23 protein-coding genes are annotated in these 25,702 nt (G+C 37.9%); 17 read left to right on the top strand and 6 right to left on the bottom strand.

Annotated elements, in window-relative coordinates; translation table 11 throughout:
- The first annotated feature begins 160 nt into the window (after window positions 1–160).
- From HQN86_RS25210 to HQN86_RS25175, 8 genes are all read left to right on the top strand, one after another.
- The gene (locus HQN86_RS25210) at window positions 161–514 is read left to right on the top strand and encodes an S-adenosylmethionine decarboxylase family protein (protein ID WP_172663605.1); all 354 of its coding nucleotides are present in this window, start codon (window positions 161–163) and stop codon (window positions 512–514) included.
- Between the two features lie 4 nt (window positions 515–518).
- The gene (locus HQN86_RS25205; protein ID WP_172663604.1) at window positions 519–1,832 is read left to right on the top strand and encodes a DUF4178 domain-containing protein; all 1,314 of its coding nucleotides are present in this window, start codon (window positions 519–521) and stop codon (window positions 1,830–1,832) included.
- 4 nt (window positions 1,833–1,836) lie between these two features.
- Complete coding sequence (locus HQN86_RS25200) at window positions 1,837–2,013, top strand: hypothetical protein (protein WP_172663603.1); 177 nt, start codon at window positions 1,837–1,839, stop codon at window positions 2,011–2,013.
- Window positions 2,014–2,023: 10 nt separating this feature from the next.
- Window positions 2,024–2,248: a DUF350 domain-containing protein gene (locus HQN86_RS25195; RefSeq protein WP_172663602.1), complete on the top strand. Its 225-nt coding sequence runs from the start codon at window positions 2,024–2,026 to the stop codon at window positions 2,246–2,248.
- A gap of 2 nt (window positions 2,249–2,250) precedes the next feature.
- Entirely contained in the window at window positions 2,251–3,765 is a 1,515-nt protein-coding gene (locus tag HQN86_RS25190) for a polyamine aminopropyltransferase (RefSeq protein ID WP_172663601.1), read from the top strand.
- Between the two features lies 1 nt (window position 3,766).
- Window positions 3,767–5,395 carry an NAD(P)-binding protein gene (locus HQN86_RS25185; protein WP_172663600.1) on the top strand — a complete coding sequence of 543 codons (1,629 nt, stop codon included), beginning with the start codon at window positions 3,767–3,769 and terminating at the stop codon, window positions 5,393–5,395.
- Window positions 5,392–6,471, top strand: coding sequence for a hypothetical protein (locus HQN86_RS25180; protein WP_216854512.1), 1,080 nt, complete (start codon window positions 5,392–5,394; stop codon window positions 6,469–6,471). Before HQN86_RS25185 ends, HQN86_RS25180 begins: the two co-directional genes overlap by 4 nt.
- A gap of 117 nt (window positions 6,472–6,588) precedes the next feature.
- Complete coding sequence (locus HQN86_RS25175; protein ID WP_216854511.1) at window positions 6,589–6,870, top strand: helix-turn-helix domain-containing protein; 282 nt, start codon at window positions 6,589–6,591, stop codon at window positions 6,868–6,870.
- 993 nt (window positions 6,871–7,863) lie between these two features.
- Here HQN86_RS25175 and HQN86_RS25165 read toward each other — a convergent pair.
- Window positions 7,864–8,394 carry a hypothetical protein gene (locus HQN86_RS25165; protein ID WP_172663598.1) on the bottom strand — a complete coding sequence of 177 codons (531 nt, stop codon included), beginning with the start codon at window positions 8,392–8,394 and terminating at the stop codon, window positions 7,864–7,866.
- A 244-nt stretch (window positions 8,395–8,638) separates the two neighbouring features.
- Between HQN86_RS25165 and HQN86_RS25160 the strand changes: the two genes are divergently transcribed.
- On the top strand, window positions 8,639–9,031 hold the full coding sequence (locus tag HQN86_RS25160) for a DUF2750 domain-containing protein (RefSeq protein ID WP_216854510.1): 393 nt from the start codon (window positions 8,639–8,641) through the stop codon (window positions 9,029–9,031).
- Between the two features lie 479 nt (window positions 9,032–9,510).
- On the opposite strand, the gene HQN86_RS25155 is transcribed toward HQN86_RS25160, so the two are convergent.
- A complete protein-coding gene (locus tag HQN86_RS25155; protein WP_172663597.1) occupies window positions 9,511–9,999 on the bottom strand; it encodes a hypothetical protein in 489 nt (162 codons plus the stop codon).
- A gap of 275 nt (window positions 10,000–10,274) precedes the next feature.
- Entirely contained in the window at window positions 10,275–10,628 is a 354-nt protein-coding gene (locus HQN86_RS25150) for a ferredoxin (RefSeq protein ID WP_172663596.1), read from the bottom strand.
- 648 nt (window positions 10,629–11,276) lie between these two features.
- Between HQN86_RS25150 and HQN86_RS25145 the strand changes: the two genes are divergently transcribed.
- Window positions 11,277–13,043: a S41 family peptidase gene (locus HQN86_RS25145; RefSeq protein ID WP_172663595.1), complete on the top strand. Its 1,767-nt coding sequence runs from the start codon at window positions 11,277–11,279 to the stop codon at window positions 13,041–13,043.
- 229 nt (window positions 13,044–13,272) lie between these two features.
- Here the strand turns inward: HQN86_RS25145 and HQN86_RS25140 are convergent, their stop codons facing one another.
- Window positions 13,273–13,473 carry a hypothetical protein gene (locus HQN86_RS25140; protein ID WP_172663594.1) on the bottom strand — a complete coding sequence of 67 codons (201 nt, stop codon included), beginning with the start codon at window positions 13,471–13,473 and terminating at the stop codon, window positions 13,273–13,275.
- 216 nt (window positions 13,474–13,689) lie between these two features.
- Here HQN86_RS25140 and HQN86_RS25135 point away from each other — a divergent pair, with 216 nt between their 5' ends.
- From HQN86_RS25135 to mobC, 4 genes are all read left to right on the top strand, one after another.
- Window positions 13,690–15,501: an NACHT domain-containing protein gene (locus tag HQN86_RS25135; protein ID WP_172663593.1), complete on the top strand. Its 1,812-nt coding sequence runs from the start codon at window positions 13,690–13,692 to the stop codon at window positions 15,499–15,501.
- Window positions 15,502–16,209: 708 nt separating this feature from the next.
- Complete coding sequence (locus HQN86_RS25130) at window positions 16,210–16,620, top strand: mobilization protein (RefSeq protein WP_172663592.1); 411 nt, start codon at window positions 16,210–16,212, stop codon at window positions 16,618–16,620.
- On the top strand, window positions 16,602–17,870 hold the full coding sequence (locus tag HQN86_RS25125; protein ID WP_172663591.1) for a relaxase/mobilization nuclease domain-containing protein: 1,269 nt from the start codon (window positions 16,602–16,604) through the stop codon (window positions 17,868–17,870). The genes HQN86_RS25130 and HQN86_RS25125 overlap by 19 nt, the downstream gene beginning before the upstream one ends.
- 3 nt (window positions 17,871–17,873) lie before the next feature.
- Window positions 17,874–19,928 (top strand): conjugal transfer protein MobC, encoded by a 2,055-nt coding sequence (gene mobC, locus HQN86_RS25120; RefSeq protein ID WP_172663590.1) that lies wholly within the window; start codon window positions 17,874–17,876, stop codon window positions 19,926–19,928.
- Window positions 19,929–19,952: 24 nt separating this feature from the next.
- Here the strand turns inward: mobC and HQN86_RS25115 are convergent, their stop codons facing one another.
- Together HQN86_RS25115 and HQN86_RS25110 are read right to left on the bottom strand one after the other, a co-directional pair.
- Window positions 19,953–21,164 (bottom strand): TlpA disulfide reductase family protein, encoded by a 1,212-nt coding sequence (locus HQN86_RS25115; protein ID WP_172663589.1) that lies wholly within the window; start codon window positions 21,162–21,164, stop codon window positions 19,953–19,955.
- A 164-nt stretch (window positions 21,165–21,328) separates the two neighbouring features.
- Entirely contained in the window at window positions 21,329–22,909 is a 1,581-nt protein-coding gene (locus tag HQN86_RS25110; RefSeq protein ID WP_172663588.1) for a hypothetical protein, read from the bottom strand.
- Between the two features lie 494 nt (window positions 22,910–23,403).
- Between HQN86_RS25110 and HQN86_RS25105 the strand changes: the two genes are divergently transcribed.
- The 3 genes from HQN86_RS25105 (at window position 23,404) to HQN86_RS25095 (ending at window position 25,396) form a co-directional block, all read left to right on the top strand.
- Window positions 23,404–23,820: a hypothetical protein gene (locus tag HQN86_RS25105; RefSeq protein WP_172663587.1), complete on the top strand. Its 417-nt coding sequence runs from the start codon at window positions 23,404–23,406 to the stop codon at window positions 23,818–23,820.
- 647 nt (window positions 23,821–24,467) lie between these two features.
- Window positions 24,468–24,854 (top strand): hypothetical protein, encoded by a 387-nt coding sequence (locus tag HQN86_RS25100; RefSeq protein WP_172663586.1) that lies wholly within the window; start codon window positions 24,468–24,470, stop codon window positions 24,852–24,854.
- A 347-nt stretch (window positions 24,855–25,201) separates the two neighbouring features.
- Entirely contained in the window at window positions 25,202–25,396 is a 195-nt protein-coding gene (locus HQN86_RS25095; protein ID WP_172663585.1) for a DUF4288 domain-containing protein, read from the top strand.
- Window positions 25,397–25,702: the final 306 nt, after the last annotated feature.

Raw genomic sequence — 25,702 nt, 5'->3', positions numbered from 1 at the left:
TGTCAGTTTAAACGCGGAACGAGCGGCCATTTTCGATGAAATACCCAGCCGAATACCTAACTTCAAAAAATAGCGTATGACGATGGTATAGCATTCTTCTTGAAAAGTTGAAATACTTTGTTATTTTTGATGAAACAATGTTATTTAACGCTTCTTATTAATGCACTATAAGCCTGGTCTTCACATCCTTTCTGAATTTAATTCAGTTCAGAGGGATTATCTTTTTTCATACGCGGCCTGTGAAGTTTTATTTAATGATCTGATAGATAAATACGAACTCACCAAGGTGGGCGAGGTGTATCATGATTTTGAAAACGGGGGCTTTACCGCGGTGATATGTCTTACAGAATCTCATTTATCTATTCATACATGGCCTGAATTCGGTTTAGCCACATTTGATATCTTTTTGTCTAATTATCAGAAAAATAATCAGGAAAAGGTAAAAGGGCTCTATGCTGAGGTATTGGGCTTTTTTGAGGGGGTGGAGCGTCAGAAAACAGAATTGATCAGATAAGGGTATGGCCACAATTTCTATAACTTCCTTTCCCGAATCAGAAAAAATTAGCTGCCCAAATTGTAATTCAGCATTCACTTTGTATGATCCTGAAGGAAGTGAATTTTGCGTTTGCGGATTTTGCCATACTTATATTCAGTTCGTAGATGAGGCTCCGAAAGAAGTAAAAACTTTAGGCCCGCCACAATTGAAGCCGGCTATTCCATTGGGAACTGAGGGTATACTGCAGGACCTTTCATTTAAGGTAATCGGGTATATGGAAAAAGATGAGGGAAACAGTGCTTACCCGGGGTGGAGAGAATATGTGTTATACAATTATGAGAAAGGGTATGTCATACTCTCGGAATATAACGGGCATTGGAATATCATTTTTGATAAAGCATTTTTACCAAAACTAGAAAAGATATTGTATGGGAATGATTATGTGTTGTATGATGATGTTGAGTATAAATTGTTCCATAAGTATAAGCCAAGAGTACTTTCTTTAGCCGGTGAGTTTGATTGGGACGTGCTTAAAGAAAGGGTGAATACTGCTGAATATATTGCCCCACCTTATGTTATTGCCCGTGAAGCTGGCTTTGGAGTAAAAGCCAAGAATATCAATTATTATCGTGGAGAATACCTCGAGCCAGCGGTAATAGCCAATGCATTTAACCTGGACTTTGCTTCATTTCCGGCTAAAGTCGACCTCATATCAAATCAACCTTCAAAAGCTTATAGCGATTGGAAATGGTCATTGTACACCACGCTTTATCTTATTCTTGCCCTATTACTAATTGAATTATTTGTGGTTTGGGCAAAACCCGAGCAGGTTTTGGTAGATAGTGTGTATAATCTTACTTACGATCCTGAGAAAGGAATTAATGAGTTTAAACCATTTGTAACGTCTGTATTTAATGTTAACGACAACTCATCGCCGCTGGAAATAGAGATTAGTTCGGGCGTAAATAACAATTGGCTGGAAACAACTATAGTACTGGTTAATGAAGCAAGTAATCAAACCTGGGAGGTCACCAAAGGATTTGAATATTATGAAGGCGTGGAACAAGGTGAAAGATGGACTGAGGGAGAGACCAATGCTAAAGTCCTGCTTTCTGAGATTCCCAAAGGAAAGTATCATCTTAATATTTATCCTGCCTCGGGTGATCCGGCCAGGAATGCTTTAGCCGTCAAGGTGGTGAGTAATGTGACTTTATGGAGAAATTTACTGGTTTGTCTCCTTGTATTGTGTCTTCTTCCCGCCTATACGTATTTAAGAATGCGCAATTTTGAAAAAAGACGTTGGTCGAACTCTAATTATTCACCTTTTGAAGAATGATATTATGAATAAAGCTTTTAGAACTATTTATCTTGCCTTAACCCTTGGTATCACGGGTTATTTTGGCTATTCCTTGTATTATGGCAAAGCTTTCTGGGAAAGCAGTACAGTGCAGAAGAATACAGAGTATACGGGTAGAAGATTCTATGGCGGTTACGGAAACAGATTAAATCATAAATAATTAAAACGATATGAACCTAAGCGAACTTATTAATTACAAATACATAGTGGCCTCGGTGGTTTTCTCTGTATTGGGCATTCTAATCTTATTTTTAGCCTTCTGGATTGTTGAAAAGATTACTCCTGAAAATCTTTGGAAAGAGATCTTGGAGAAACAGAATATGGCATTAGCTATTGTTTTTGCGGCCTTTATTATTGCCATTGCAATTATTATAAGCTCTTCAATCCATGGATAGCAATGCATAAAAAGCTGCCTGTTTTATTACTAACTTCTGTTTTTGTTGTTGCTACCTGCGGCTTAATCTATGAACTGATCGCGGGGACACTTGCCAGTTATTTACTTGGAGACTCTGTTACCCAGTTTTCAACGATCATTGGCTTGTATCTTTTCTCCATGGGGATTGGCTCCTGGATATCGAAGTACTTCGAAAAGGACATTTTATTCTGGTTTATCCAGATTGAAATTCTGGTTGGTCTTGTTGGAGGAACCAGCTCCAGCATTTTGTACCTGGTTTTTGAAAGCGCTGCTTCTTTTCGCATTATTTTATATAGTCTGGTCGGTATTACTGGAATCCTCGTTGGATTGGAAATTCCCTTACTCATGCGTATTTTGAAAGATCGTTATGAGTTTAAGGATTTGGTTTCAAAAGTATTTACCTTCGATTATATAGGAGCGCTACTGGCTTCTATTGTTTTTCCTTTATTGCTAATTCCCTATCTCGGACTGATAAAGACTTCTTACCTTTTTGGTATTCTTAATGTCGCTGTTGCCTTAATCGTATGTTTAAATTTTCATAAGGAGATTAAACGGGCAAGTTATCTTAAAATAGCTTCTATAGTTTCTTTACTGGTATTACTCGCCGGATTTGTGTTGGCTGATGTTATAACTAAGTACTCAGAAAGTTTGGGATATAACGATACGGTCATCTATTCTAAAAGTACTAATTACCAGCGTATTGTGTTGACTAAAAAAGGTAAGGTGTTGCGCCTATATTTAAACAGCAATTTGCAGTTCAGCTCCGATGATGAGTACAGGTATCATGAAGCACTGGTACATCCTGGTCTTTCGGCAATACCAGGTGCTAAAAAAGTATTGGTTATGGGAGGAGGTGATGGCTTGGCAGTAAGAGAAATTCTTAAGTATCCGGGAGTTAACCAAATCTCGCTAGTTGACCTTGATCCGGGTATGACAAATTTGTTTAAGTCTAACCCAATGTTGACCGAATTGAATAAATCTTCGTTGCTGTCGCCCAAAGTTAAAGTCATCAATGCAGATGCTTTTTCCTGGATCAGGTCTCAAAATGAAAAGTATGATTTTATAATTATAGATTTTCCGGATCCTTCTAATTACTCTGTTGGGAAGTTATACAGCAACTCTTTTTACCGCCTGGTTAGATCCATTCTTTCAGAGGACGGTATGATCGTGGTGCAGTCGACATCACCTTTTGTGGCACCTAAATCCTTTTGGAGCGTGAATAAAACACTGGAGTCTGTTGGTTTCTTTACCACACCATATCACAATTATGTGCCTTCTTTTGGTGACTGGGGCTACATTATGGCGGCAACCAAGCCTGGATATAAAGTTCCTGAACATTTTCCTGAAGAGGTAAAGTTTCTTACTAAAGAAGGAATAGCTCAGATGCTGTATTTTCCTAAGGATATGCAGAAGCAGGATGCAGAAGTTAATAAACTGAATAATCAGGTATTGGTTAAGTATTTCGAACAGGAGTGGGGATCGGTTTCCTATCAATAATATGGGGTTTAACAGGAAAGGCTTTTTACTGCGTTCTGCACTGGTTATGGGTGGGATCTTTTTAAATGGATGTGTTCGAAAACTAAGTGGCAGAAATGAAAAGTACAGGCACATCAAAGGTCATCTTAAAGGACCTGATGAAAAGGCCGGACATATGTTGAGAGATAAAATTGTTATTGCGGAGCCCAGCTATTCCAAAAAAGTGAAAACGCTGATTATAGGCGCTGGGATTTCGGGACTTTCTGCAGGCAGATGGTTAAAAAAACAAGGTATGGCAGATTTTGAAATACTAGAACTTGAAGATCATGCAGGTGGAAATGCGCATAGTGAGGGAAATACGGTGTCGTCCTATCCCTGGGGGGCACACTATATTACTATTGCAAACAACGATGATGAGTTACTAATCGATTTTCTTAAAGAAAATGGGGTCATTACCCATTTTGAAAACGGATTGCCATTTTACAATGAATTTTACCTGTGTTTTGATCCTGAAGAGCGTTTGCTTATCAAAGGGCAATGGCAGGAAGGATTGATTCCTAAATTTGGTATCTCACAACAGGATCAGGAACAAATAGATAAATTCTTCGCCTTGTGTAATCAGTTAAAGTATGCTAAGGGAGAAGATGGCAAATATGCATTTAATATTCCCCTTGATGCTTCGTCTGAAGATAAGCGCTACAGGGATCTTGATCAAATGTCTTTTAAGGATTATCTGGTAAAAGCAGGTTATAATTCTGCTTACCTGTTATGGTATTTAAATTATTGCTGTAAAGATGATTATGGACAGCAGATTAAAGATGTTTCGGCGTGGGCTGGTTTGAATTATTTTGCCGGACACAAGGGTACAGCTGCAAATGCGGAATCTGGAGCGGTACTTACCTGGCCGGAAGGGAATGGCTTTTTGGTGAATAAATTGAAAAGCTATTTAAAACCGCATATCAGAACTTCTGTAATGGCCACTTCGGTGGTAAGTAATAAAGATCATGTTGAGGTTGATGTTTTTGACATGCTTAAAAACCAGACCTATACAATCCTGGCTGAGCAGGTAATTATAGCTTGTCCGCAATTTGTCAATAAACGGATTTTGAAAAATACAGATAGGAATCTGTTCGATTATGATCAGCTAAATTATGCGCCCTGGATGGTTGCAAACATAACATTAACTGATTTTCCTGCTTCAGGTCTGCAAACTTTATCCTGGGATAATGTTCCTTATGGAGCACCATCGGTAGGCTATGTCTATTCGGGCCATCAGCAAGTTGATCATGGTAAGCAGGCTAAAGTGATTACCTTTTATTTGCCCTTATGTGATCGTGAACCCAGGGTTTCCAGGTTAGCTGCTTATTCCAGGAGTTATGATCAATGGCTGGATATGATTATTCCTGAATTGGAGTATATGCATCCGGAAATCACCCCGCTGATTGAGTCGGTAGATGTTTGGGTATGGGGGCATGGAATGATCAGCCCGTCGGTGAACTACATTTGGGGCGAGGATAGAAAAAAGGCCCGGTCTTCTGTTGCTGGTCAGATTTTCTTTGCACATACAGATTTGAGCGGCATTTCTTTGTTTGAAGAAGGGTTTCATCAGGGAATTAATGCAGCTAAATCTTTGTTGGAGGTGAACAGATGAGCAGAGCGGAAATTAAATTGAAACAGCCCTGGATAAATACGGCCTTATCAGACAGTGTATTCATTTTATCACCACCTTTTTTATCATTGTTACTGGTATTCATTTTTCCAGAACAATTTAAGGTAACTACGACAATGCCTGTTGAGTATTGGGTTTTGTTGGTGGTATTTATCGATGTTGCGCATGTCTATTCAACGCTATACAGAACTTATTTTAATGCAGGTAGGTTAAGGAAACAGCATACTTTATTGACAGTAGTTCCATTGCTGTGTTATGTTTCCGGTGTCATGTTATACCATGTGGATGGGCTCTTGTTTTGGAGGGTATTGGCCTATCTGGCTGTATTTCATTTTATCAGACAGCAATATGGTTTCATGCGTTTATATTCAAGGACGGAAAATGTCACTAAGATTGCCAGATTTATTGATGTTGTTTCTATTTATGCGGCAACATTATTTCCGATGCTATACTGGCATTTTGGTGAGTCCAGAAATTTTAATTGGTTTGTTGCCGATGATTTCCTCTATTTTCCTTCTAAAAATTTAGCTGCACTTTGCGGCGCTTTATATTTTGTGGTGATATTGGTTTATGTCGCAAAGGAAATCTGGCTGTTGATCAAGAGACAGGGTTTTAATATTCCAAGGAACATGTTAATTCTGGGAACTTTTTTATCCTGGTACTTTGGTATCGTTTATTTTAATGGTGACATGGCTTTTACGACCTTAAATGTGATCTCTCATGGAATTCCGTATATGGCATTGATCTGGTTTTTTGAAAGAAAAAGTTATGCCCAAAACGCTCCCCGAAAAAGTATGCTGATACGGGCTACTTTTGGTAAGTATGGTGTTTTGCTATTTATCCTGATACTTGTTTTATTGGCTTATATTGAGGAAGGTTTGTGGGATGGTTTTATATGGAAGGAGCATGCTGATGTATTTTCCATTTTCTCTTCTTTACCAAAAGTAATTGACGTGAGTATGCTGACTTTACTAGTCCCTTTACTGGCATTGCCGCAAAGCACACATTACGTGCTCGATGGTTTTATCTGGAAATTGAAAAGCAGTGAGGAAAAGTAACCTCCTCTGGTTCTTGGTTGTGAATTTCTTCTGCCCAATCCGTTCCCCATACGCAACCCTCATGGGAACTGCAGACCAAATGAATGGCAATCTTTGAATAATCAATTTAAGAAGACTATGCCTGTGACAATCGATCTCATGACACGCGAAGACTTTCAGCAGTTCAAACAAGAGCTGTTAACCGAACTCAAAAGTATGCAATTGGGCAACGCCCAAACTGTCCAACATAAACAATGGCTGAAAAGTGCCGATGTACGCAAGATGTTGGGTATATCTCCTGGTACCTTGCAGAACCTTAGAATTAACGGGCAGCTGCGATTCAGCAGGGTTGGGACAAGTATGTATTACAAAAGGGAAGATATTGAAAAAATGCTTCTGCAAGGTTTAAGCAAAGCATGATGAAACTTGCCGAACCTTTAGATTTGTTTTTAGCCCGGGCGGGCAAGGACGATCGCTTGTTACCAACGCACATGAGTCTGTTTATGGCGATCTTATATCATAGTAATGGGGGTTTTTCTTCAAGACCTTTCAGGATCACGCGTCGAAAGCTAATGTTGTATTCACGGATTAAATCCAAAGGCACCTATCACAAGTGCCTCCGTGAACTGGTAGGTTATGGCTATGTTACTTATCAGCCTTCATTTGATCCGATCAAGGCGAGTACGATGACGATCATCCTGGATGAGACCTAAAAGCAGAACTCACTGAGGAAACTCAGGGTTTCCGCAGAAGCTCCGGGTGATTCGTTCTGATATTCGTAAACTATCACTAGCCAATGTTTCTCAGACGGGATTGAATACTTAGACGTGCAAGTTGGGAAAATGGTTCTAATTTTTTATCTAATTGATCTATTTTGTTGTTCAGTGCTATTACCAACGCAGATATTCGGCTTAAAAGTAAATGAAGGGGAATTTGCCCTCCTCAATTTTAGCTATCAAATGATTCAAATTCTCGTCGTCCATATGTGAGCTAACTTATGCTAATGGGCAAAGTTCTTGGAAGTATATGCGCAACATCCCAAGAGCGGTATTTATTGGGAAGATTGCAAAAAATGAAAAATTGATCTAATCTTGTATTCCACTCAAGTGGTACTTCTTTCGTCACACGTATCGTTGAAAACAATAAGGAATTGAGCGATCTAACTACAGCCTTGTTTTATATTACACAATCTATGTACCTTGTTGGGAAATTTAATCCTGAAAATGATTAATGCCGATTGACAGGCTTCTGTTCAACGCTCCTATTCTTGGTTGTTGGCTTTTCGGGCAATGCTCAGAACAAACAAAGGAGATTAGTACCTTATTGCCACTTACCATAACCAGTCCATTGACGGCATCGCACAGATGATCGTTGGTTAAAACAGATATTAAAGATCTACTACAGAAAATTGGGTCATCTTGGCTTCCATTTCCCTTTTTTATAGTACATATTACCAAATTTAGGAGAATGAAAGACAAGGTAAAAATTCCAACTATCCCTATAGATTGTTGGAATGCTGTCGATTAGATGGGATCTAGGTTGGCGTACATTTAAGATAAGTCTTTGAGATTGGTATGGCTTGACTGTCTTTATAGTGCCGCTAATTGTATTTACAATTTTTCCGGCATCCATAATATAGAAATAGAGCGAATCATTTTCCTTGATTTCGAATTGGAAGCTATCGTATTGCCAGTCGGCATCTTTTCCAGGAAAAAAGCTTTTATTTATAATATAATGCCCATAAAAGTCATCTTTTTTGAGCAACTTTTTTTTTGTTAAAGTATGCATTACCAACGTAAGAATATATAGTCCAAAAATGGCTAACCAAATTAGTCCGAGCGTTTTACCATAGATAACTTTTCTTGTTATCAACCATCCAGTTAAGAGAATTATTGTAAGGGGAAGAAGAATTAAAATGATTAATAGGTTGAAGCCAATTCCCATTATTAGTATTCTAGCGTTTTTTTGTAGATCGTTAATTATCGCGTACAAGATATTGATTATAATTAACTTAATAAGATCAACCATTCGTTGCTCGATAATCTTCGTATCTTCCTCCTTTGTTCATCTGTATAAATCTACATTAAAAATGACCGCTTATTAATAATAAAGGCAGTTTGTATTAACTTAGATCTAGGTACCAAATTAATAATAGGTCTATGAAGCCAAATAAGAGGAAAAATAAAATATGATCAAAATTACAGATCAAGAAATTGAGGCCGTATCAGCTTTGGAGCCTTTAAATCGCTACCAATATGTAATAAAAAGGATAGCTGATAACGAAGTGCTTTATTCATTAATAAACCAAAAAGGAAGTTGGGCAATATCGGAGCTGGAGGATAACAAACTATTTCCTATCTGGTCTGCAAATGTATTTGCAAATCTCTGTGCCTTGGATGCTTGGGCCGGGTTTGAGTATAAAGAAATTACTTTAGAAACCTTTCAAGAAGTATTAATAGACTTTATTGAGAAGGAAAACCTACTACTAAATGTTTTCCCCGTAGGCATTAAAACAGGCTTCGTAGTTGACGTAAATGAATTTACTAGGGACCTAGCCGATGAATTAAACCGATATCACTAATTATTATAGTGGTTCTGATACTCTTTTTAATAATGCATTCTATAGGTAAATTAAAGAAATCTCCGAAGCGCCAGCTTACAAATTATTATTCCCTCGTTTATTGATAATTTATCCTAACATAAACCCCGAATCTTAAACAAATCAAACCTATCGCATTTAAACCTGAAATATCTTTTTTCTTTTTGCCGATTATCATAAACCCATTCCATTAATCAAACTGTTTTTCCTATTTTTGATAATGAGTTTTTGATAATAAAAATAACATGAAAATAGGCTACGCAAGAGTGTGAACTTCACTGATAAACTGCCACTATTCTTTATCGCTATTTTGCCGTTTCAAAAATACTTATGCTATTTATTGTGAACTTTAATAATAAATTGGAAGAATTCTTCAACAGTATTTTGCCGCTATCTTTCTGCTTCTCGAAAAATAAAGGTATCCCTTACTATTTTACGTGTACTCATACAACACATAATATTCAATTCTCTACTTCTTCGAATAAGTCCGGGTCCATGGATGAATATTTTATGGGTAATGTATCTCCAACAAAAAATCGCCTCTCAACTTCAACATCATCCATAATGGAATGATTATATATCTTGCCCCTTGAAGTATAAGTAAACTTAATTATTATTCCTGGGTAACTTTTGTTACCGCTCATGTATTTAACTGATGTAACTATGGCATTAGTTTTTGTACCATACATCTTAAGCTGATTATCAGCATAGTTATTGTGAAGAATATTGAGCAATAAAAGTGTAGATCCTGCTAAAAAGACGAAAGATAAGCCTTTGACTAGGTAGTTCCCAGAAAACCATAGTTGAATTAAAAAATAAATAGATAATGCAATAGCTAACTGGTCAAGTCCATGGAGCTTTGAAAGCTTATGTGAATAATATATATGGATATAGCTACAAGCGATAATGCCTGTAGACAATATTAAAGATAGCATATTGATTCTTTTCATATGAAAAACTAGCATTTTAAAAAAACGAAAATTCGTAAATAAATATGAGCATTCCTCAATTTTATTAGCTCTCCTTGTAATCAATAAACGAGGGAATAGTGAGAATTTTTTATTGATGTGAGACTAACATTTTGCAACTTTAAGCTGTGACCGAATTATTACATTTCTTTCCGCCCAAGTACAAACATAATTAATTTGCAGAAATGGAAGTGAAAGCACTTCGATAGGGCATAACTTAAAGTTGTGTTATAGGTTAGCGTATTATGCACTTTGAATTATACTTTCAATTTGTAATCACATTCCGATTCTAAATTTAGGGAATAAAGTCTTTTAATTATTTTTTGGTCTGTCCCGCCATACCTAACGGCGGAGACACAGGAGACAGCAATAGCATTTATTGCTTGTTCAATTTCTTCTTCAGTCTCAGGCTGTCTAATAAAATAACAACCTCCGCCAGAATGTGCCATTAAGCCCACTGCCTCTAATTCAGGTGCACCACATAAGGTACAAGAATCCTTTTCAACATAAAAGTCGCCTTGTACATTTAGTTCATGCCTAGGTCTAGGCCCTTCTGAGTATTTAGGGCCTGCATTTGTTGAGCGTCTAAATAGATTCTTAAAAATACTCATGTCTAATATTCATTAAAAGTAGATATATTGCATAAAGTCGGTTTATACATTGTCACACGCTTGCCTATAAGTCTCAAATATGCTAAACTATATTCAGTTTTTTACTTTCGGATATTTTTTTTAATCTACTAACCTATAGCACTTTAAGCAAATAGCCGAAACAAATTCCTTCGAATAAAACAGCTTCGAATTTTAGTCGATAGTCGACTTAAATATACAGAAAAACCATGCTGTTGTGACGGCCAACTTGTATAGGTCTGATAAGCTTAGATCCTTTCAGTAAATGAAATCTTAAATAATCCTATAAATTTAACTGAAGCAACTGTTTCCCAAGTGCGCCAAAATGATTTGAGGTTGGATTAAAGTGTATCTCTATTATAAACGGATAATTATCAAAAAACGGTGGTTTTTCGAGAATACAATGGTATGCCGCAGTATACCGTTTAAGACTTCCTGCAATTTATTATTAAAGTTCACATGCCAACACCTAACATCCGTTTGCCATTACACAAAAACGAAGGTTTAAATGTAATGGTCTGTCAATTTCCTTCATCAAATTACAAACTTAGTTCTACGCGCGATCTCTAGTCAAAATAAGAATTTGGTGTAAAGATTTCTGTATATTTCGTCTATAACAAAGCTCCCAATATGAAAATTAAGCTAATCCTATTATCAATCTTTGCAGCATTTGCATGCAACTTGCCGGCGCAAACGGTCAACAAACCAAGCTCGGGTAAGCCTGCTGATGGTGTAAAAAGTGAAGACCTGAATAAATATCTGGGCATTTACAGCAGTACACAACTACCCCTTAAAATAACCATCAGCAAAAATAACACGACACTGATGGCTCAGGCAACGGGGCAGGACGCATTTCCGCTAGAAATCCGTACCAAAGATCGGTTTGTGCGCCATCAGTCCGGTATTGAGTTGCTATTTGATACTTCCAGAAACAAAATGACGCTGAACCAGGGCGGTGAAACGTTTTGGTTTACCAAAGATAATTCGGGTATTGCACAACAACCTATAATTTATCAACCTGAAGCAATGCAGGCAGATTTCAAAAAATTTAAAAATGCACTCATCAAAACATTTCCAGGACTTTACACCAATCAATCTCCTGAAGAATTTGAGAAAATGACGGACAATCTGATGTTAGAAATTTCCAAACCCATGGAAGCAACGGCTTTTTACAAAGTGCTACAAAAAATGCATATTTATGACGATCACGCAGGTTTTTATCCTCTTAACGAGCTCGCTAGTATCCTGTCAAATAAAAAATTGCTTCCGTTCGACGTATACATCAAAGATGAGCGCATCTTTATTGTGAAAAACATGAGCAACCTTCCAATTCCCGATGGATCTGAGATCCTGGCGATAGACAGTCGCTTAAGCAATGATATTATACTCGAAATCTTTAAATATTATTCCACCGATGGAAAAAGTCATGCTGGTTTGCAGTATATGCTAGGGCTACCTGGAAGGTTTAGTCATTTCTATTCACAGATAATTGGAGAAAAGCCGTCATATAGCGTTTCTTATCGGGATTATAAGTCAAAACAAATTGTAACTGTTCAGGTAGAACCAGTTTCAAATGAAATAAATATAGCTAACAGAGCTAAAAAATATCCAGATGAAAAAAGACCTACAGAAGATGCGTTTAATTTTGAACTGAATAAGGCCGAAAACTATGCTATTTTAAAGATCAATCGTTTTTTTAAGGATAGTTTTCAGGACCCTGAAAACACTTATCCCGATTACTATAAAAAATGTTTCAAAGAAATTTCTGCTAACAAAATTAAAAACCTGATCATTGACTTAAGGGACAATGGTGGTGGTGATGCCAAAAATGCCGGTTATCTACTTCAATATTTCATAGACAGACCTGGTACCTTTGCTAAAGAAATAACAACATTGGGTAATAATGAATACTTTTTTAAAACAACCGGTGATCAGCTGGAATTAGATGAGAAATACGGCTTGGTCATGAAAGATAATCGAACTTTTAAGGTGACAAAATTTGATATCCTGCGTGAATTGGCACCCTTCAATCCGATTGAAGAATATCCCTTTAAAGGGAAACTGGTGGTGCTGATTAACGGCGGTATGTTTTCGGCAGCAGGTACAGCTGCAGGACTTCTGAAAGAATATACGAACGCTATTTTGGTTGGAAGTGAGACGTCAGGATATGCCGGCATTAGCAATGGGGTGCAAAAGATATCTGTAAAGGGCGACTATACTGAAACTGCTCTAACTATACCGCTTTTACATGCTATATATGCAATAAATCCGGCAATACAGAAAAGAGGGGCTATTCCTGATTATGACGTGTCAAATTCTGTCCAGGACATGTTGGAAAACAGGGATGCAGTTCTAGAATTTGTATTTAAAAATCTATTGCAGATAAAAGCTAAATAAAATGCGCTCAAACGGCTTTGTCTAACACGCAGGCACTTTGCTAATTATCGATATTTTTGATAACTTAGGGTTATGGAAAAAATGAAGTGGTACAACTTTTTTAAAAGTAAGACTTACGCACAATTTGGTATATTTTCTTTCTACTCAGTATTATAGCAATTGTCTTTTTCAGTTAGCCTGTAGTATAGGCCCTCGCACCAAAACCTAAGCATCAGAAAACTGGGGACGACTAAGTTCTCTTCTTTGCAAGTTCCAGGTACTTAGTTGCATTTTTCTCATCGTTTAACTCTTCATAATATCTTGCCATTTCAATATAGCCGTTCGCATCGTTGGGGTATAAGCGAATGTACATTTCCAGAAATATTTTAGCACGTTTGAAACTTTTATCCAAAACCCTGCTTAGCCATGCCAAGCCACTAATATCTGTCATTGAAGGAAGTATAGTATAGCCCATTTTCTCAGATATTCTTTCACAATGATCTTCTAAGATTATTGAGTTTCTCTCATTTTCAGCCTTCACAAAATAAGAAAGATGGATTTTTATTTATCTAAATATGTCCAATTTTCTATCATTTTTTATAGTTATGCACTCTTTTAGAATTCTGCTGTTTGATTATTATTCTCTACCTTGCTAAAGGGATAAAATATGGAAGATCTTAAGACAATTATAAAACACTGGTTGGAAAGGAATGATCTGGGTGTTTTTGAACCAACTATCAGTTTTTATTTGGCTGCGTTTACTCTGTTTGTAACGGGTGTTACCTTTTTTTATAAGGCAGGCTCATATATCTTTACCAAAATTGAGATAAATAGGGCAGAACACAACGCTATTTTTTTTTCAAAAAAGGATATTCGTGATAGCTTAAAAAATTATGTTCCAACCAAGTTCCAAAATATATCACCTGCAGTTTCTTATGAACCTGGTAATACCGATGCGTGGGTGTCAAGAAATCCTCTCATACCTTTTCTTTTGAACAAGGTGTATTCAACCCAATACCTTGAACAGAAACACTATCTTGTTCTTGCGGATAGCGGTATGGGCAAAACAACTTTTATTATCAATCTTTTTTACAGCTACTCCAAAAAGAAAGTTTTTTTAAAAAAAAAATTTCTTCAGCTTTTACTGCCATTGGGAGAACCGGACGCTATCCTAGAAATTCAAAAAGTTAAGGACCCCGAGAATACGATTTTGCTCTTGGACGCTTTTGATGAAGACAGTGAAGCTGTGATTAATCACGAGACCCAATTAGATAAAATTATTAATCTGACCAAACGTTTTCACGCAGTTCTAATTACATGCAGAACGCAATTTTTTGCTACAGAGGAAGATGAGCCTAACAAAATTCGATTATTTAAGCATGGGGGACAAAAAGGGCAATTCGAGTTCGTAAAGCTGTATGTTTCACCTTTTGATACAAGAGACATTAATATTTACTTAAAAAAGAGATATCCATTTTATAGAATTAGCAGACGAAAGGCAGCAAAAAGGGTTGTTGAGAAATCTCCTAGTCTTATGGTAAGACCGATGTTACTAAATTATATCGAGGATATTATGGATGACTCATTGTTTTATGGGAGAACAAATCCTGATTCTTTTAAACTTAATACCGCATCCGTGGACGCTGAGGGTAGTTTTAAGTTTACCCACGAAATTTATGGCTTGCTTATAGAAAAGTGGATAAATAGAGAATCTTCCAGAAACCACAGGCAGAGCTTTGCAAAGGAACTATATCGATTCTCTCAAGAGATTGCCGTAAACATGTATGAAAACCGTGAAGAAAGGAGAGGATATTTTATAGATTCAGAATCAATCCAAGTATTTTCTTCTGCTAACAAGTTTGAATTGAGTCTTTTGGAATTAAAGAGCAGATCCCTTCTAAACCGAAATTCTGAGGCGAAATGGAAATTTTCTCATCGTTCGATTCACGAATATTTTTTAGCAAGGCACGCTCTGGTTAGTTTTTCGTTCCTAAGAGAATTCAATTTTGACGGCATGGATAATGTTCGCCTTTTTCTTCGGGAAATGATCTATAAAAATTACCTTCCAGAATTCCTCGAAAAACATCCATCTTTTGAATTCGATTTTTTCAGCCGAAAAAAAGGATTCGGTAAGATGGGTTTTGGAAAAGCTTCACTGGAGAGCTTCAAAGATATAATCCTTATCTCATTTGATTATAAATATTTGGATTATTATAAGATCCGCTTTTTACTATATCTTTTTCCATTGTTGAACGTATTGAATTCTCAAGTTCCATTCAATCCATCAGAAGTTAGCGCAGAGTATAAAAAATTCAGGTTCGATTTGGGAGAATCGGAAGAAGAGCTTTTAGTCCCAAAATTAGACAAATCCCTAGCGGTAGGCAATAAGGAAATGCGCGAAAAATTAAAAAGCTTGGAGTTCCAATTTAAAAAGTTTGAGCGATTTGAGCGAAGACTTAAAAAACTCATACGATCTTAATAAAATCAGGTGGGCCGGTAAAAAGAAGATCTCTCATTGAAGATACTGGATGGATAATAATCGTGGTAGTTTAGCGGTTGATTAATCGAGTTGAATTTTTAGATCTGTCTTTAACTTCACTATCTAGTCTATTATAGTTTGAATATCAGTTTTTCTACCTTAGTGGTTGACAGCTATTGACCATTCTTCTTCCTAGGATCTTAAACTGGGTAGCATTATCGAGATAATTGAACAGGCTGTCTAACCGAAGTTCCATTCCCCAGATTTCACCTTCTTGGGAAGGACTTGGATTTTTTCATGGAAACTTTGGTTAAGAAGAAGAAATCAACATGAAAAGAACATTAACCAATCGAAGAGAAAGCATTGCTGGAGTTTCCACCTATAAACTGCAACTTCCAATTAGGAAATCCGTGTCTCCAAGGAAGAAAATCAAAAGGCTGTTACGTGCGATGCTGCCAGTGGGAGCGGAGAATAGAGAAAAGGAAGAATAGCGAAACCTGCTGAAATAAAGCAGCGAAAAAACTACTACAAATTCGAAGCAGCTAAATAGTACTAACGAAGTTCCCCCAGGAATTTCCCTGGTCAATTCGGTCTCTCGTGAGCCCAGCAAAGATGTATTTTCGTCCACGAAAATCGCTTTGCTGGTTACCACCAATAAACAAAGGGCTGCGGAACTTGCCCTTTAAGAATCCATAAAAGATATCAGAGATGCCCAGGAAAAAATCTGCAAATCCCCAAGAGCTATTAACCCATTTCGTAAGAACCAGGGTAACCCATGCGGTTTATTGCAGGCTGGAAAAAATTCAGAAAAGCGGTGATTGTCATACTGTGGGGGAAGTGGCAAGAAAGTTATTAAGCAAAGAAAAAATCACCGTCTTTTATAAGGACATGACCTTGAATGCTGCAATGGAGGAGCTGGCACTAATCCGTAAAGAACTGAGATCAATAGGTATCAATATCAACCAGGTCACCAAAGCCTTTCATAGTGACAAAAGAGCGTCCTATCAAATAATCCATGTTAAAAAATTAGCGGAATTGTACAAGACTGTTGAGGCTAAAACAGCTGTCCTGTTGTCCATGATCAATCAGTTAGCAGAAAAATGGTTGCCAAGATCGTAACGGGAAAGAAATTGAGAGGGGCACTGCATTACAACGAGAATAAAGTCCTGGAAGGAACTGCAGAGCTGATTCTTGCCAGTGGCTTTGCCGGGAATATTGAGCAGATGAATTTCAATCAGAAATTGCAGCGATTTGAAAACCTGCTGATGCTGAATCCTAAAGTAAAGACCAATACGCTGCACATTTCCCTGAATTTCGATGCAGCTGAAAAACTGAGTGATCAGACCCTGCAACAAATAGCCATCGCCTACATGGATAAAATAGGTTTTGGGGATCAGCCTTTTATTGCCTATCGTCACTATGATGCGGCCCATGATCATCTGCATTTGGTCACGACCAATATGCAAAGGGATGGCAAGCCGATTGATCTGCATAATATAGGCTGCATCAGGTCAGAAAATGCAAGAAAAGAAATTGAATCAGAATTTAAACTGGTTAAGGCACAAAGCAAGCAGTACAAAGCGGAACCCGCCATTAAGCCGGTTGATTTGTCAAAAGTACTATATGGACGTTTACCTACGAAGAGAGCAATCAGCAATACGGTTAATGCCGTAATTAATGCTTATCAGTTTGGCTCCTTGCCGGAATTAAACGCCATTTTAAAACAGTTTAATGTGATTGCGGACAGGGGGCCGGAGGATGCTCAAATGTTCCGGAAAAGGGGACTGGTTTATTGTTTATTGGACGAAAAAGGGAACAAGGTCGGTGTACCCATTAAATCCAGCTCCTTATACACCAAGCCAACGTTGCAATGGCTGGAGGAACAGTTCCCGAAACATCAGGTAAATAAAATAGCGCACAACCCTGCCCTGAAAGCAACCATTGATAAGGTCATAGCAGCGAATCCTGGTAATAAATCTGAATTTGTGAATGCCCTGAAAGCGCAGGGTGTGGCCGTACTTTTCAGGAACAATGAACAAAATGAAACCTATGGAATCACCTTCATCGACCATATTCATAAAACAGTATTTAATGGGAGCAGCCTTGGGAAAGCCTATACGGCCAAAGCAGTCTTGAGTCAATTAGGTAAAGGGGTGTCTACACAAAAAGCGCTCAATCCGTTACAAATGTCCATCCAAAACAAACCACTTCTAGCGGGGACAAAGGAGGAAAGGATGTCAAAGCAACACGATGATTTGCATTCCGAAACGCATCCGAAAGTACTTGAAACCTTGCTGAAAGGTACACAGGAATATGCTGGTTGGATGCCAAGGAAGAAAAGAAAGAAAAAAAGAACCCTAAAGATTTAACACATGCAAACAGGAGAAAATATACAAGCCTTACGCAAGATCATGGATTTTACCAGACTATTAAGCCTTGCCATACTTGCGATACACTTTTACATCATGTGTTATCCCGCTTTCCGGTATTGGCAATTGACGGCTGAAATTACAGACAGATTACTTGAGACTTTTAGCGGTCATCTGGTTTTTCAGACTGAATTAGGGGCTAAAGGAGCTGCATTGTTGTTGCTGGTCCTTTCGCTGATTGGTGCCAAAGGTAAAAAGGATGAAAAGATCAGAAAGCAAACGATCATTACCTATCTGATTACCGGCCTGATCCTGTATACCATAAGTCATTTCTTTTTAATGGTCCAGGCAGACATCCAAACCAGTTCTTTGCTTTATATGAGCAGTACTGGTTTGGGTTTTCTGTTAATGCTTGCGGGAGGGAACCTGCTGTCCAGATTGCTGCAGATTAAGATGATCAAGGATATATTCAACAAGGATAATGAAACCTTTCCCCAGGAAGAAAGGCTGCTGGAGAATCAGTACAGCATCAACCTGCCAACCAGGTATATTTTGAATGGAAAGACCAGAAACGGCTGGTTAAACATTATCAATCCGTTCAGAAGTACCCTGCTTTCGGGCAGCGCTGGCGCGGGCAAGACTTATTTTTACATTCGCCATGTGATCGATCAGCACCTGAAGAAAGGTTTTTCGATGCTGGTCTATGATTTTAAATACAGCGATTTGAGTACCATGGCTTATAATAAGTTGCTGAAATATGCGAAAAACTATAAAGTTAAACCATGCCTGTATGTGATCAGCTTTGATGAGATCATGCACCGCTGTAACCCGCTGGAGCCACAAGGGATGACCGATATTACCGATGCGACAGAAGCCTCACGGACGATTATGCTGGGGTTAAACCGGGAGTGGATCAAAAAGCAGGGTGATTTTTTCGTGGAATCGGCCATCAGTTTTGTGACTGCGCTGATCTGGTATTTGCGGAGATACGAAAATGGCAAATATTGTACACTGCCCCATACGATTGAGCTGATGATGGTTGATTACAGGCGTTTGTTTGCCGTCCTTACTCAGCAGGGGGAAATTGAAGCGCTGATCAATCCCTTTGTTTCGGCCTGGGAAAAAGAAGAATGGGGTCAGCTGGAAGGCCAGATCGGAAGTGCCAAGATCAGTATGGCTAGGCTGGTTTCTCCCAAGCTTTATTATGTGCTGAGCGGGAATGATTTTACGCTGGACATTAATAACCCTCAGGCCCCTAAGATTGTGTGCCTGGGGAATAATCCGCAAAAACTACAGACTTATGGCGCGGTATTGTCACTTTATGTCAACCGGATTTTAAAGCTGGTGAATCAAAAGGACAAACTAAAATGCAGTCTTATTTTTGATGAGTACCCAACTTTAGTAGCAGATTTGGTACCTACGATTACCACCGCCAGAAGCAATCTGGTGAGCTGTACGATTGGGATTCAGTCGATAGAGCAGGTTAAAAAGGAATACGGTTCAGAGCAGGCCAATATTATTGCCGGGATCTCGGGCAATATCATTAGTGGGCAGGTAACGGGTGACAGTGCCAAAAAGCTGTCTGAAACTTTTGGAAAGATCATGCAGCAAAGGGAAAGCATAAGTATTAACAGTTCCGATACTTCGGTCAGCCGGTCTGTGCAGCTGGATGCTGCCATTCCGGCCAGTAAAATTGCTTCGCTGTCATCCGGTGAATTTGTGGGGATGGTGGCAGATAACCCTGATCAGAAGATTGAACTGAAGATGTTTCATGCGGAGATTGTAAACGATCATGAGGCGATTAGATTAGAAGAGAAAGCTTATCGGCCATTGCCTGAAATCAGGAAGGTAAGCGATGAGGAGATCCGGGAAAATTATAAACAGATCAGGGCGGATATACAGGAGCTGATCAGTACAGAAATGGCAAAGCTAATGCCAACGGAGGAGGATAATGTAGAAAAGCTAGCTGTAGGAAACCGGCCTCAGGAAAAAACGCTGAAAGCAAAATCTAGCCGGAGAAAGAAAGTTAATGGAGAAAAAAAGAGCCTCTCTTTGTAGCAGATTCAAAGAATAGCATAGTGATTATAGTCTTAAAGATGCCAAGGCAGCATCCAAACCCTTTTCGTCAATCCCATCGTTTCTATATAAAATTATGCCCTTCTTATCAACGAGAATTATTGTTGGAAACGCCTGTATGTTGAATCGGGTGGTAACACTTGTTTCACCGTTACTAACCTCGGCGTCCTTCATCATCATGTTGTACCAGGCACCAATTCCATCTTCTTTTACGGCTTTCTTCCAAATGGTCTCATCACTATCCCAGGAAATACTGATTATCTCCAGCCCTTTGGCCTGATATAACCCGTAAAGTTTTTTCAACTGTTTTGACTGCACCCGGCAAGGGCCACAGGCCTCATGCCAAAAATCCAGCAGGACGTAATTTTTATCTTTAAATTGTTCCAGACTAAAAACTTTCCCATTCATGTCTCTAGCCACCAGGCCTGGCAAGGCATTCCCAACGACAACTCCTTCTTTTGCTTTAATCTTCTTATCAATTAATTTACCGTATAGGCTGTTTTTCGGACCATCAGACAGCTTGTTGTAGGATGATTTTATAAGTTCATAAGTGAGCTGATCTTTGTCATCAGCATCCCACATCAAAAGCGGGCTTACATAGGAGTCTGGGTGAGTAGTAAAAAAGTCAATGGCGACCTTATTTTTTTTATTATTGAGTGCTGCATATTTAGCATTCAGATTGCTGAATCTTTTATCTGTTTCAGCTGATTTTCCCTGGTTCTTAATCGTCTCTAAAATTTCTGCCCGTTCCACTTTCAGCGAATCACTGATGAACCGGCACCGTTCTTCCGTTTGATGAAACGCATCAAATTCGGTCTGTGTTTTAGACCCACTTAACTTTGCCTTAAGAAAGGAGCCTTCAATCAGTTCCAGTTGCATGCTAGCTGGCTCCAGAAATACGTCGGTCTTGTTGGGATCATTCATACGCGTTGCTTTTAAATCTCCGATGAGCTGCGCGCGGGTCGGTTCTGAGATGAGTCCTTTAAAGATAAAAGCGCCCTGATTTAAAACGGTGGTATCTTTAACAAATTTCCCGGTTTTATCGTAGTAGAGCAGAACCAGGTTTCCCGTGTCCCTTCCTATAATTTTTCCTGTGATGACAAATTCATTCTTAGCCAGGATTGAAGGTTTTTTAGGCTGGACATCTTTTTGAGCCGAAACCTGAGCCCGGCAAAAGAAATGCATCAATAACACAAAAACGATTATTCGTCTCATCATCAATTAATTTTTAACCCGATCCCAATGGATAAGCGCACTTAAAATTAACATTTTTGCTCACAAATTCAAGAGCATTTTTTAAAATAGCGACCAACGTTAATGCCTGGGAAATCATAGTTGATTTAATTATAGTTTTATTTAGATTTAGTTTATCCAAAAAAGAACTAAAAACGATCTATTGATTCCCAAAGCTTCATGCTTTGCAAGTATTCACTTTGTTGATTTGTAACAAAAAGATAGTTGTCGTGTGTATGTGTACTATTAATTAGTTGTGTGAGTCGGTATTCAGTATATTTCTTCCGGATGATTTCGTTTATGATATAATAAACTATGTTATCACTAAATTGTTGGCCTATTAGGTTGCAATCTACCTCATGATATTCGCCATTACATTTGAAGGAAACCTTAAAAGTCAATTCACTTTCAAATGTGAAATCTTCCGGAATCCCGTCATAAATTTCAGTAAAATTGAGGACGCCATGCGAAATTTGATTTAATGCCAAAAAGAACTCATAATACGGTTTGTGCCCGGAACTCACTGTTCGATTAATAGCGGCAACCGTATCTGGAAAGATAGCGAGTAAATCCGCCACGTGACCATACGTGCTTTTGTAAACGCTGGTTAGAATATCATCATATTGCTCATTATTTATGTGCGCTAGTAGCCCACATTTTTTAATGTGGTAAATACCATATTCTATATGCAGATATGAAAGTGGAAATCTAATGAACAAGGGAGAAGGACTATTAAACAAAAATCTTTTTTGCATATCATAAAAATCCAGGATATTGCGGTTTTCCTGTTGAAAACGGCAAATGGCATATTGCGCTCTATTGCCTGGGAATAAAGCTTCACTTAAATGATTGGTAATTCCAGTTAATCTATAAGTGGCGTTAAAATCGCCTAATAGCTGATTTGCCATGAGCAAAAGATTTTCCAACAATGACTTGAGTTTATATTCGCCTTGGTTTTCAGTCTCGTTTTGCCGAAATGTATATGTATAACGATGTTCTCTGGCACCTGTACTAATCACAATTGTAGTTTGCTTATTGTCATAGGAAGGTTCTCCAATAAAATCCTCATCGTAACTGGTAATTTCAGTGATGGTAAATGCATTATAGCATAATTGATTCAATATTTTAACCACCTCTTTTAAAAGAATATGTTCTTTGCCCCGACAGCTCACAACATTAACAAATCTGCATTCATGGCAATACCTGAAAAAATCGAGATAAGTCTCCAGTTTTTCGGCCTTTATATCCTGAATAAGTTTGTTTTTCTTTTGATCCTCGAGCAAGGAATCAGAGCCATGAGGACTTTTCCCTTCAAGTAAAGAGGCGAATGCTAGTTGATTTTCAATTGTGAAGGACCTGTAAAATGACATCAACTCTCTAGATAAATGGAGCATGGCGAAATAACCAGACTCATCTGCTGTATGTGGAATCGTTTTTATCTTTTGGTATATGCTCTGTGGGACTATGCCTTCCTTATACAGGATCTCAAGAAATTTTGATTGTTCTTTCTCATTGTGATGGTTCGCATCGTCTTGGGTTTCTGGTGACCCTACCGACACAAAAAAACTTCCAGCTTCAGAACTCCCGGTTATTTTTTGCATAAAAAAGCGGTACAGGATTTCTAAAATATCTTTTGATGCTGACTGGCTTTTTTCGATTTTCTTATTCAATTCGATAGCTTCTTGCTGGTCAATAATTCCTGCATTGGATAGATCGTTAATTAGTGACATGGTTTTTTGCGTTTCGTTTGAATTTCAAATTTTGTTTTAAATATACAAACCGGTTTAATTTATTAGCAGATTCTAAACGGTAGAAATTGAATAGTTCTTAGTTTTTAAATTCGACTATGAGTAGTTTGGATATTACAGCAATTTATATGTGGCTATAATCATTTAGTAGTTTCGTGACTTACTCGTCAGCCTATTTTCCGGCCACTTTGCTCCGAAATGGACTGGCCAATTTTAGGTTCTTCCTCACTTTTGCGGTCAGCATGATATAATCTTCTGCTGTCGTTAGAGATTAAAGAACCTCGCAGATCTAGTTTTATCTTCTGGTAATGTATTTAAGGTTATTTCAGTGGATAATCAGGCTTATCTAATAAATGTTATAGAATTTTACTTATGATCAAGATAAGCGTCTGGGGGTTGACTTTCCTGTTTTCTTTTGAACGCTAAATAGGTGAGTTGGATATTCAAGTTTGCCATGGAATAAGTATCTTAGTTTCATGTTCAAGAAATATAAGTATCTGGTCAATTCCTGGTTTGTGGTTGTACTCGCAGGACCAGTGTTAACAGCGCTTCTTTTCGCAATTTATTTCCGAGGTCAGGAAGATTACAGACTTTATCTTTTCTTCATTGGCTTTGGAATACTTTTCGGCAGCGTGTTATCCCTACCTGCCTACTTTTTACTGGCAGTTTGTTATCATAACATGATCGCAAGTAACCTGCCTGATAAGGCAATCAGAACACTGTTGATCATCATCGCTTTGTTATGCTGCCTTTCAACGATGCTTTTATATTCCTTACAAGCGAATATTCTATTGAGTCAGCATGGATTCTCTCGAAATATCATGGTATTCCTGTCCTATGCAATTTTAATTATGACGACGCTGAGTTCCTTTAAAATTAAGCATACTGGTTAATCTCCTCGAACTAATCTGAACTCGAAATGACGAGATCGCCTATGAGAAGGAAGTTTTACAAATTATACTATAGATGGTGGTATTTCCGACTATAACCATAACACCATTTCCACACCCATCTTTACCGCGTGGTTAGACAATAAGACAGCTGACATTTATCTAAGCACTGGCAGTACGGAGACGCTGTTACAAACTATCCCTCTAGAAGAGTTTAAAGCCATTCTTGTAGCATGGTGATCGTTTCTTCAGTGTGATTATAATATCCGGCCTCTATGTTGAGTATTTCAGTGAAAGTGGCCGCTCGTTCCGCAAACAAAGACAAGAGTCTAACCTCTATTCATATGTCTTTTTGAAAGAGAATTGCCAGTTCAAAAACTTTACAAGCCAAGTGGGGGAAGAACAAGTTTTAGTGAAATACCCAAGATATTCTAACTCAAAAATTTGCCATTTGTATCTTTCGGTAAAATTAGGGAAGAACCACTTTTGCCGAAATGTACGCTTAGTGGTTTGAACCATCACAGATTTACTTTGAGAATGGCAATGTCAGCTTAAACTTTTAGAAACTGCCTAAGGTAACATTTTTGGACAGTCAGAAAATTTTGTAAGTTGCACAAGGTATTTTAATTACATTTATTAATGCGCTTATCATGACTGAAGACAATGACGAAGAAAGGCCAAAACTTTATAACAAGGCGACTATTGTAATTTTTTCCATTTTACTGTCAACTTTTTTTGGTGGCATTATTTATTCCCAAAACCTTTCGGAAATAGATAATCGAAAACAAATAGCCCCTGTATTAGTCTTCTGTATAATCTGGAATATAATACTTTTCAAATTAGCTCATAGGTTTACTGACAATTTCGTTCTCACATTTATTGTTCCAAACATATTAGGTGGCCTGGTACTCTCCATTCTTTTCTGGAAACATCATTTTGGAGATTTGGACTTTAAGGTTAGAAGTGTATGGCTTCCGCTGGTAATCGTGTTGCTCATATATGGGCTTTTTGCAGGCTTTCGCTTTCTTGGGAATTGAAATCTTTGACTATAAAATATTAGAAATGCTTACTGATTTCGTCACTTTTTTTGTGTTTCCAAAGTTGCTTTGAAAGAGAAAATATCTTGAAGTACGATTTGGGGGATCTGAAGGCAACTATCAAATTACCAGGGATATATGGCCAGTGAATAAAGAAAGACTGGAGAGGATACTGAACAAGAAAGAAGATGAAGGGTTTAACATGAACTATTAGATGTAATTCGATAATTATGAAATTATTGGAACTTCTAAAAATCCCAGGGGAATTAGAACTCGGATTGCCTTCTCAACTTTAAGTGATATTGAAACCCTAGATTTTGTGGCAAGTATTTTTATAAATAAAATTGATGGTGCCAGAAAAAGAAGAAAAAAAAGAACTGGCTTTCTATTGTGTAAAGATGACCATTGTCATTGAAATTGAAGGTTTCGAAGATGGTCTTCAACAAATTGAGGATCGATTTATCGTTATTAGAGCTAAATCTCAGGAAGATGCATATCTGAAATTAGAAAAGAAAAAAGATGACTATATACAACCTTATTAAATTCTGATGGAAGATTTGTAAGGTGGAGAATAGAAAGTTTTGACGACAGCTATGAAACAGAGTTGTCAAAACGTGAACGACCTTAATACTCCAGATGGAGTAGAAGTATATTCTAAACTTAGATCGAGGCGTTTGACAAAAGAAAAAGCTTGGGATGGAAAAGTAATGATCGCTGCAAGGCCAATCTGAGATTTAATTACTGGCTGAATACCCTGCCGAAGTCCTTCACTGAAGTGAGGGCATAATCGGGGTTCAGCATTTTTCAGGCCTCAGCGGCACCCTAGCAACGGGAAGCCCGGCAGGATT

The organism is Pedobacter panaciterrae (assembly GCF_013204795.1).
In the GTDB taxonomy this organism is placed as follows: domain Bacteria; phylum Bacteroidota; class Bacteroidia; order Sphingobacteriales; family Sphingobacteriaceae; genus Pedobacter; species Pedobacter panaciterrae.
The sequence above is the reverse complement of the archived record's forward strand: the minus strand, read 5'-3'. Positions and strand labels throughout refer to the sequence as shown.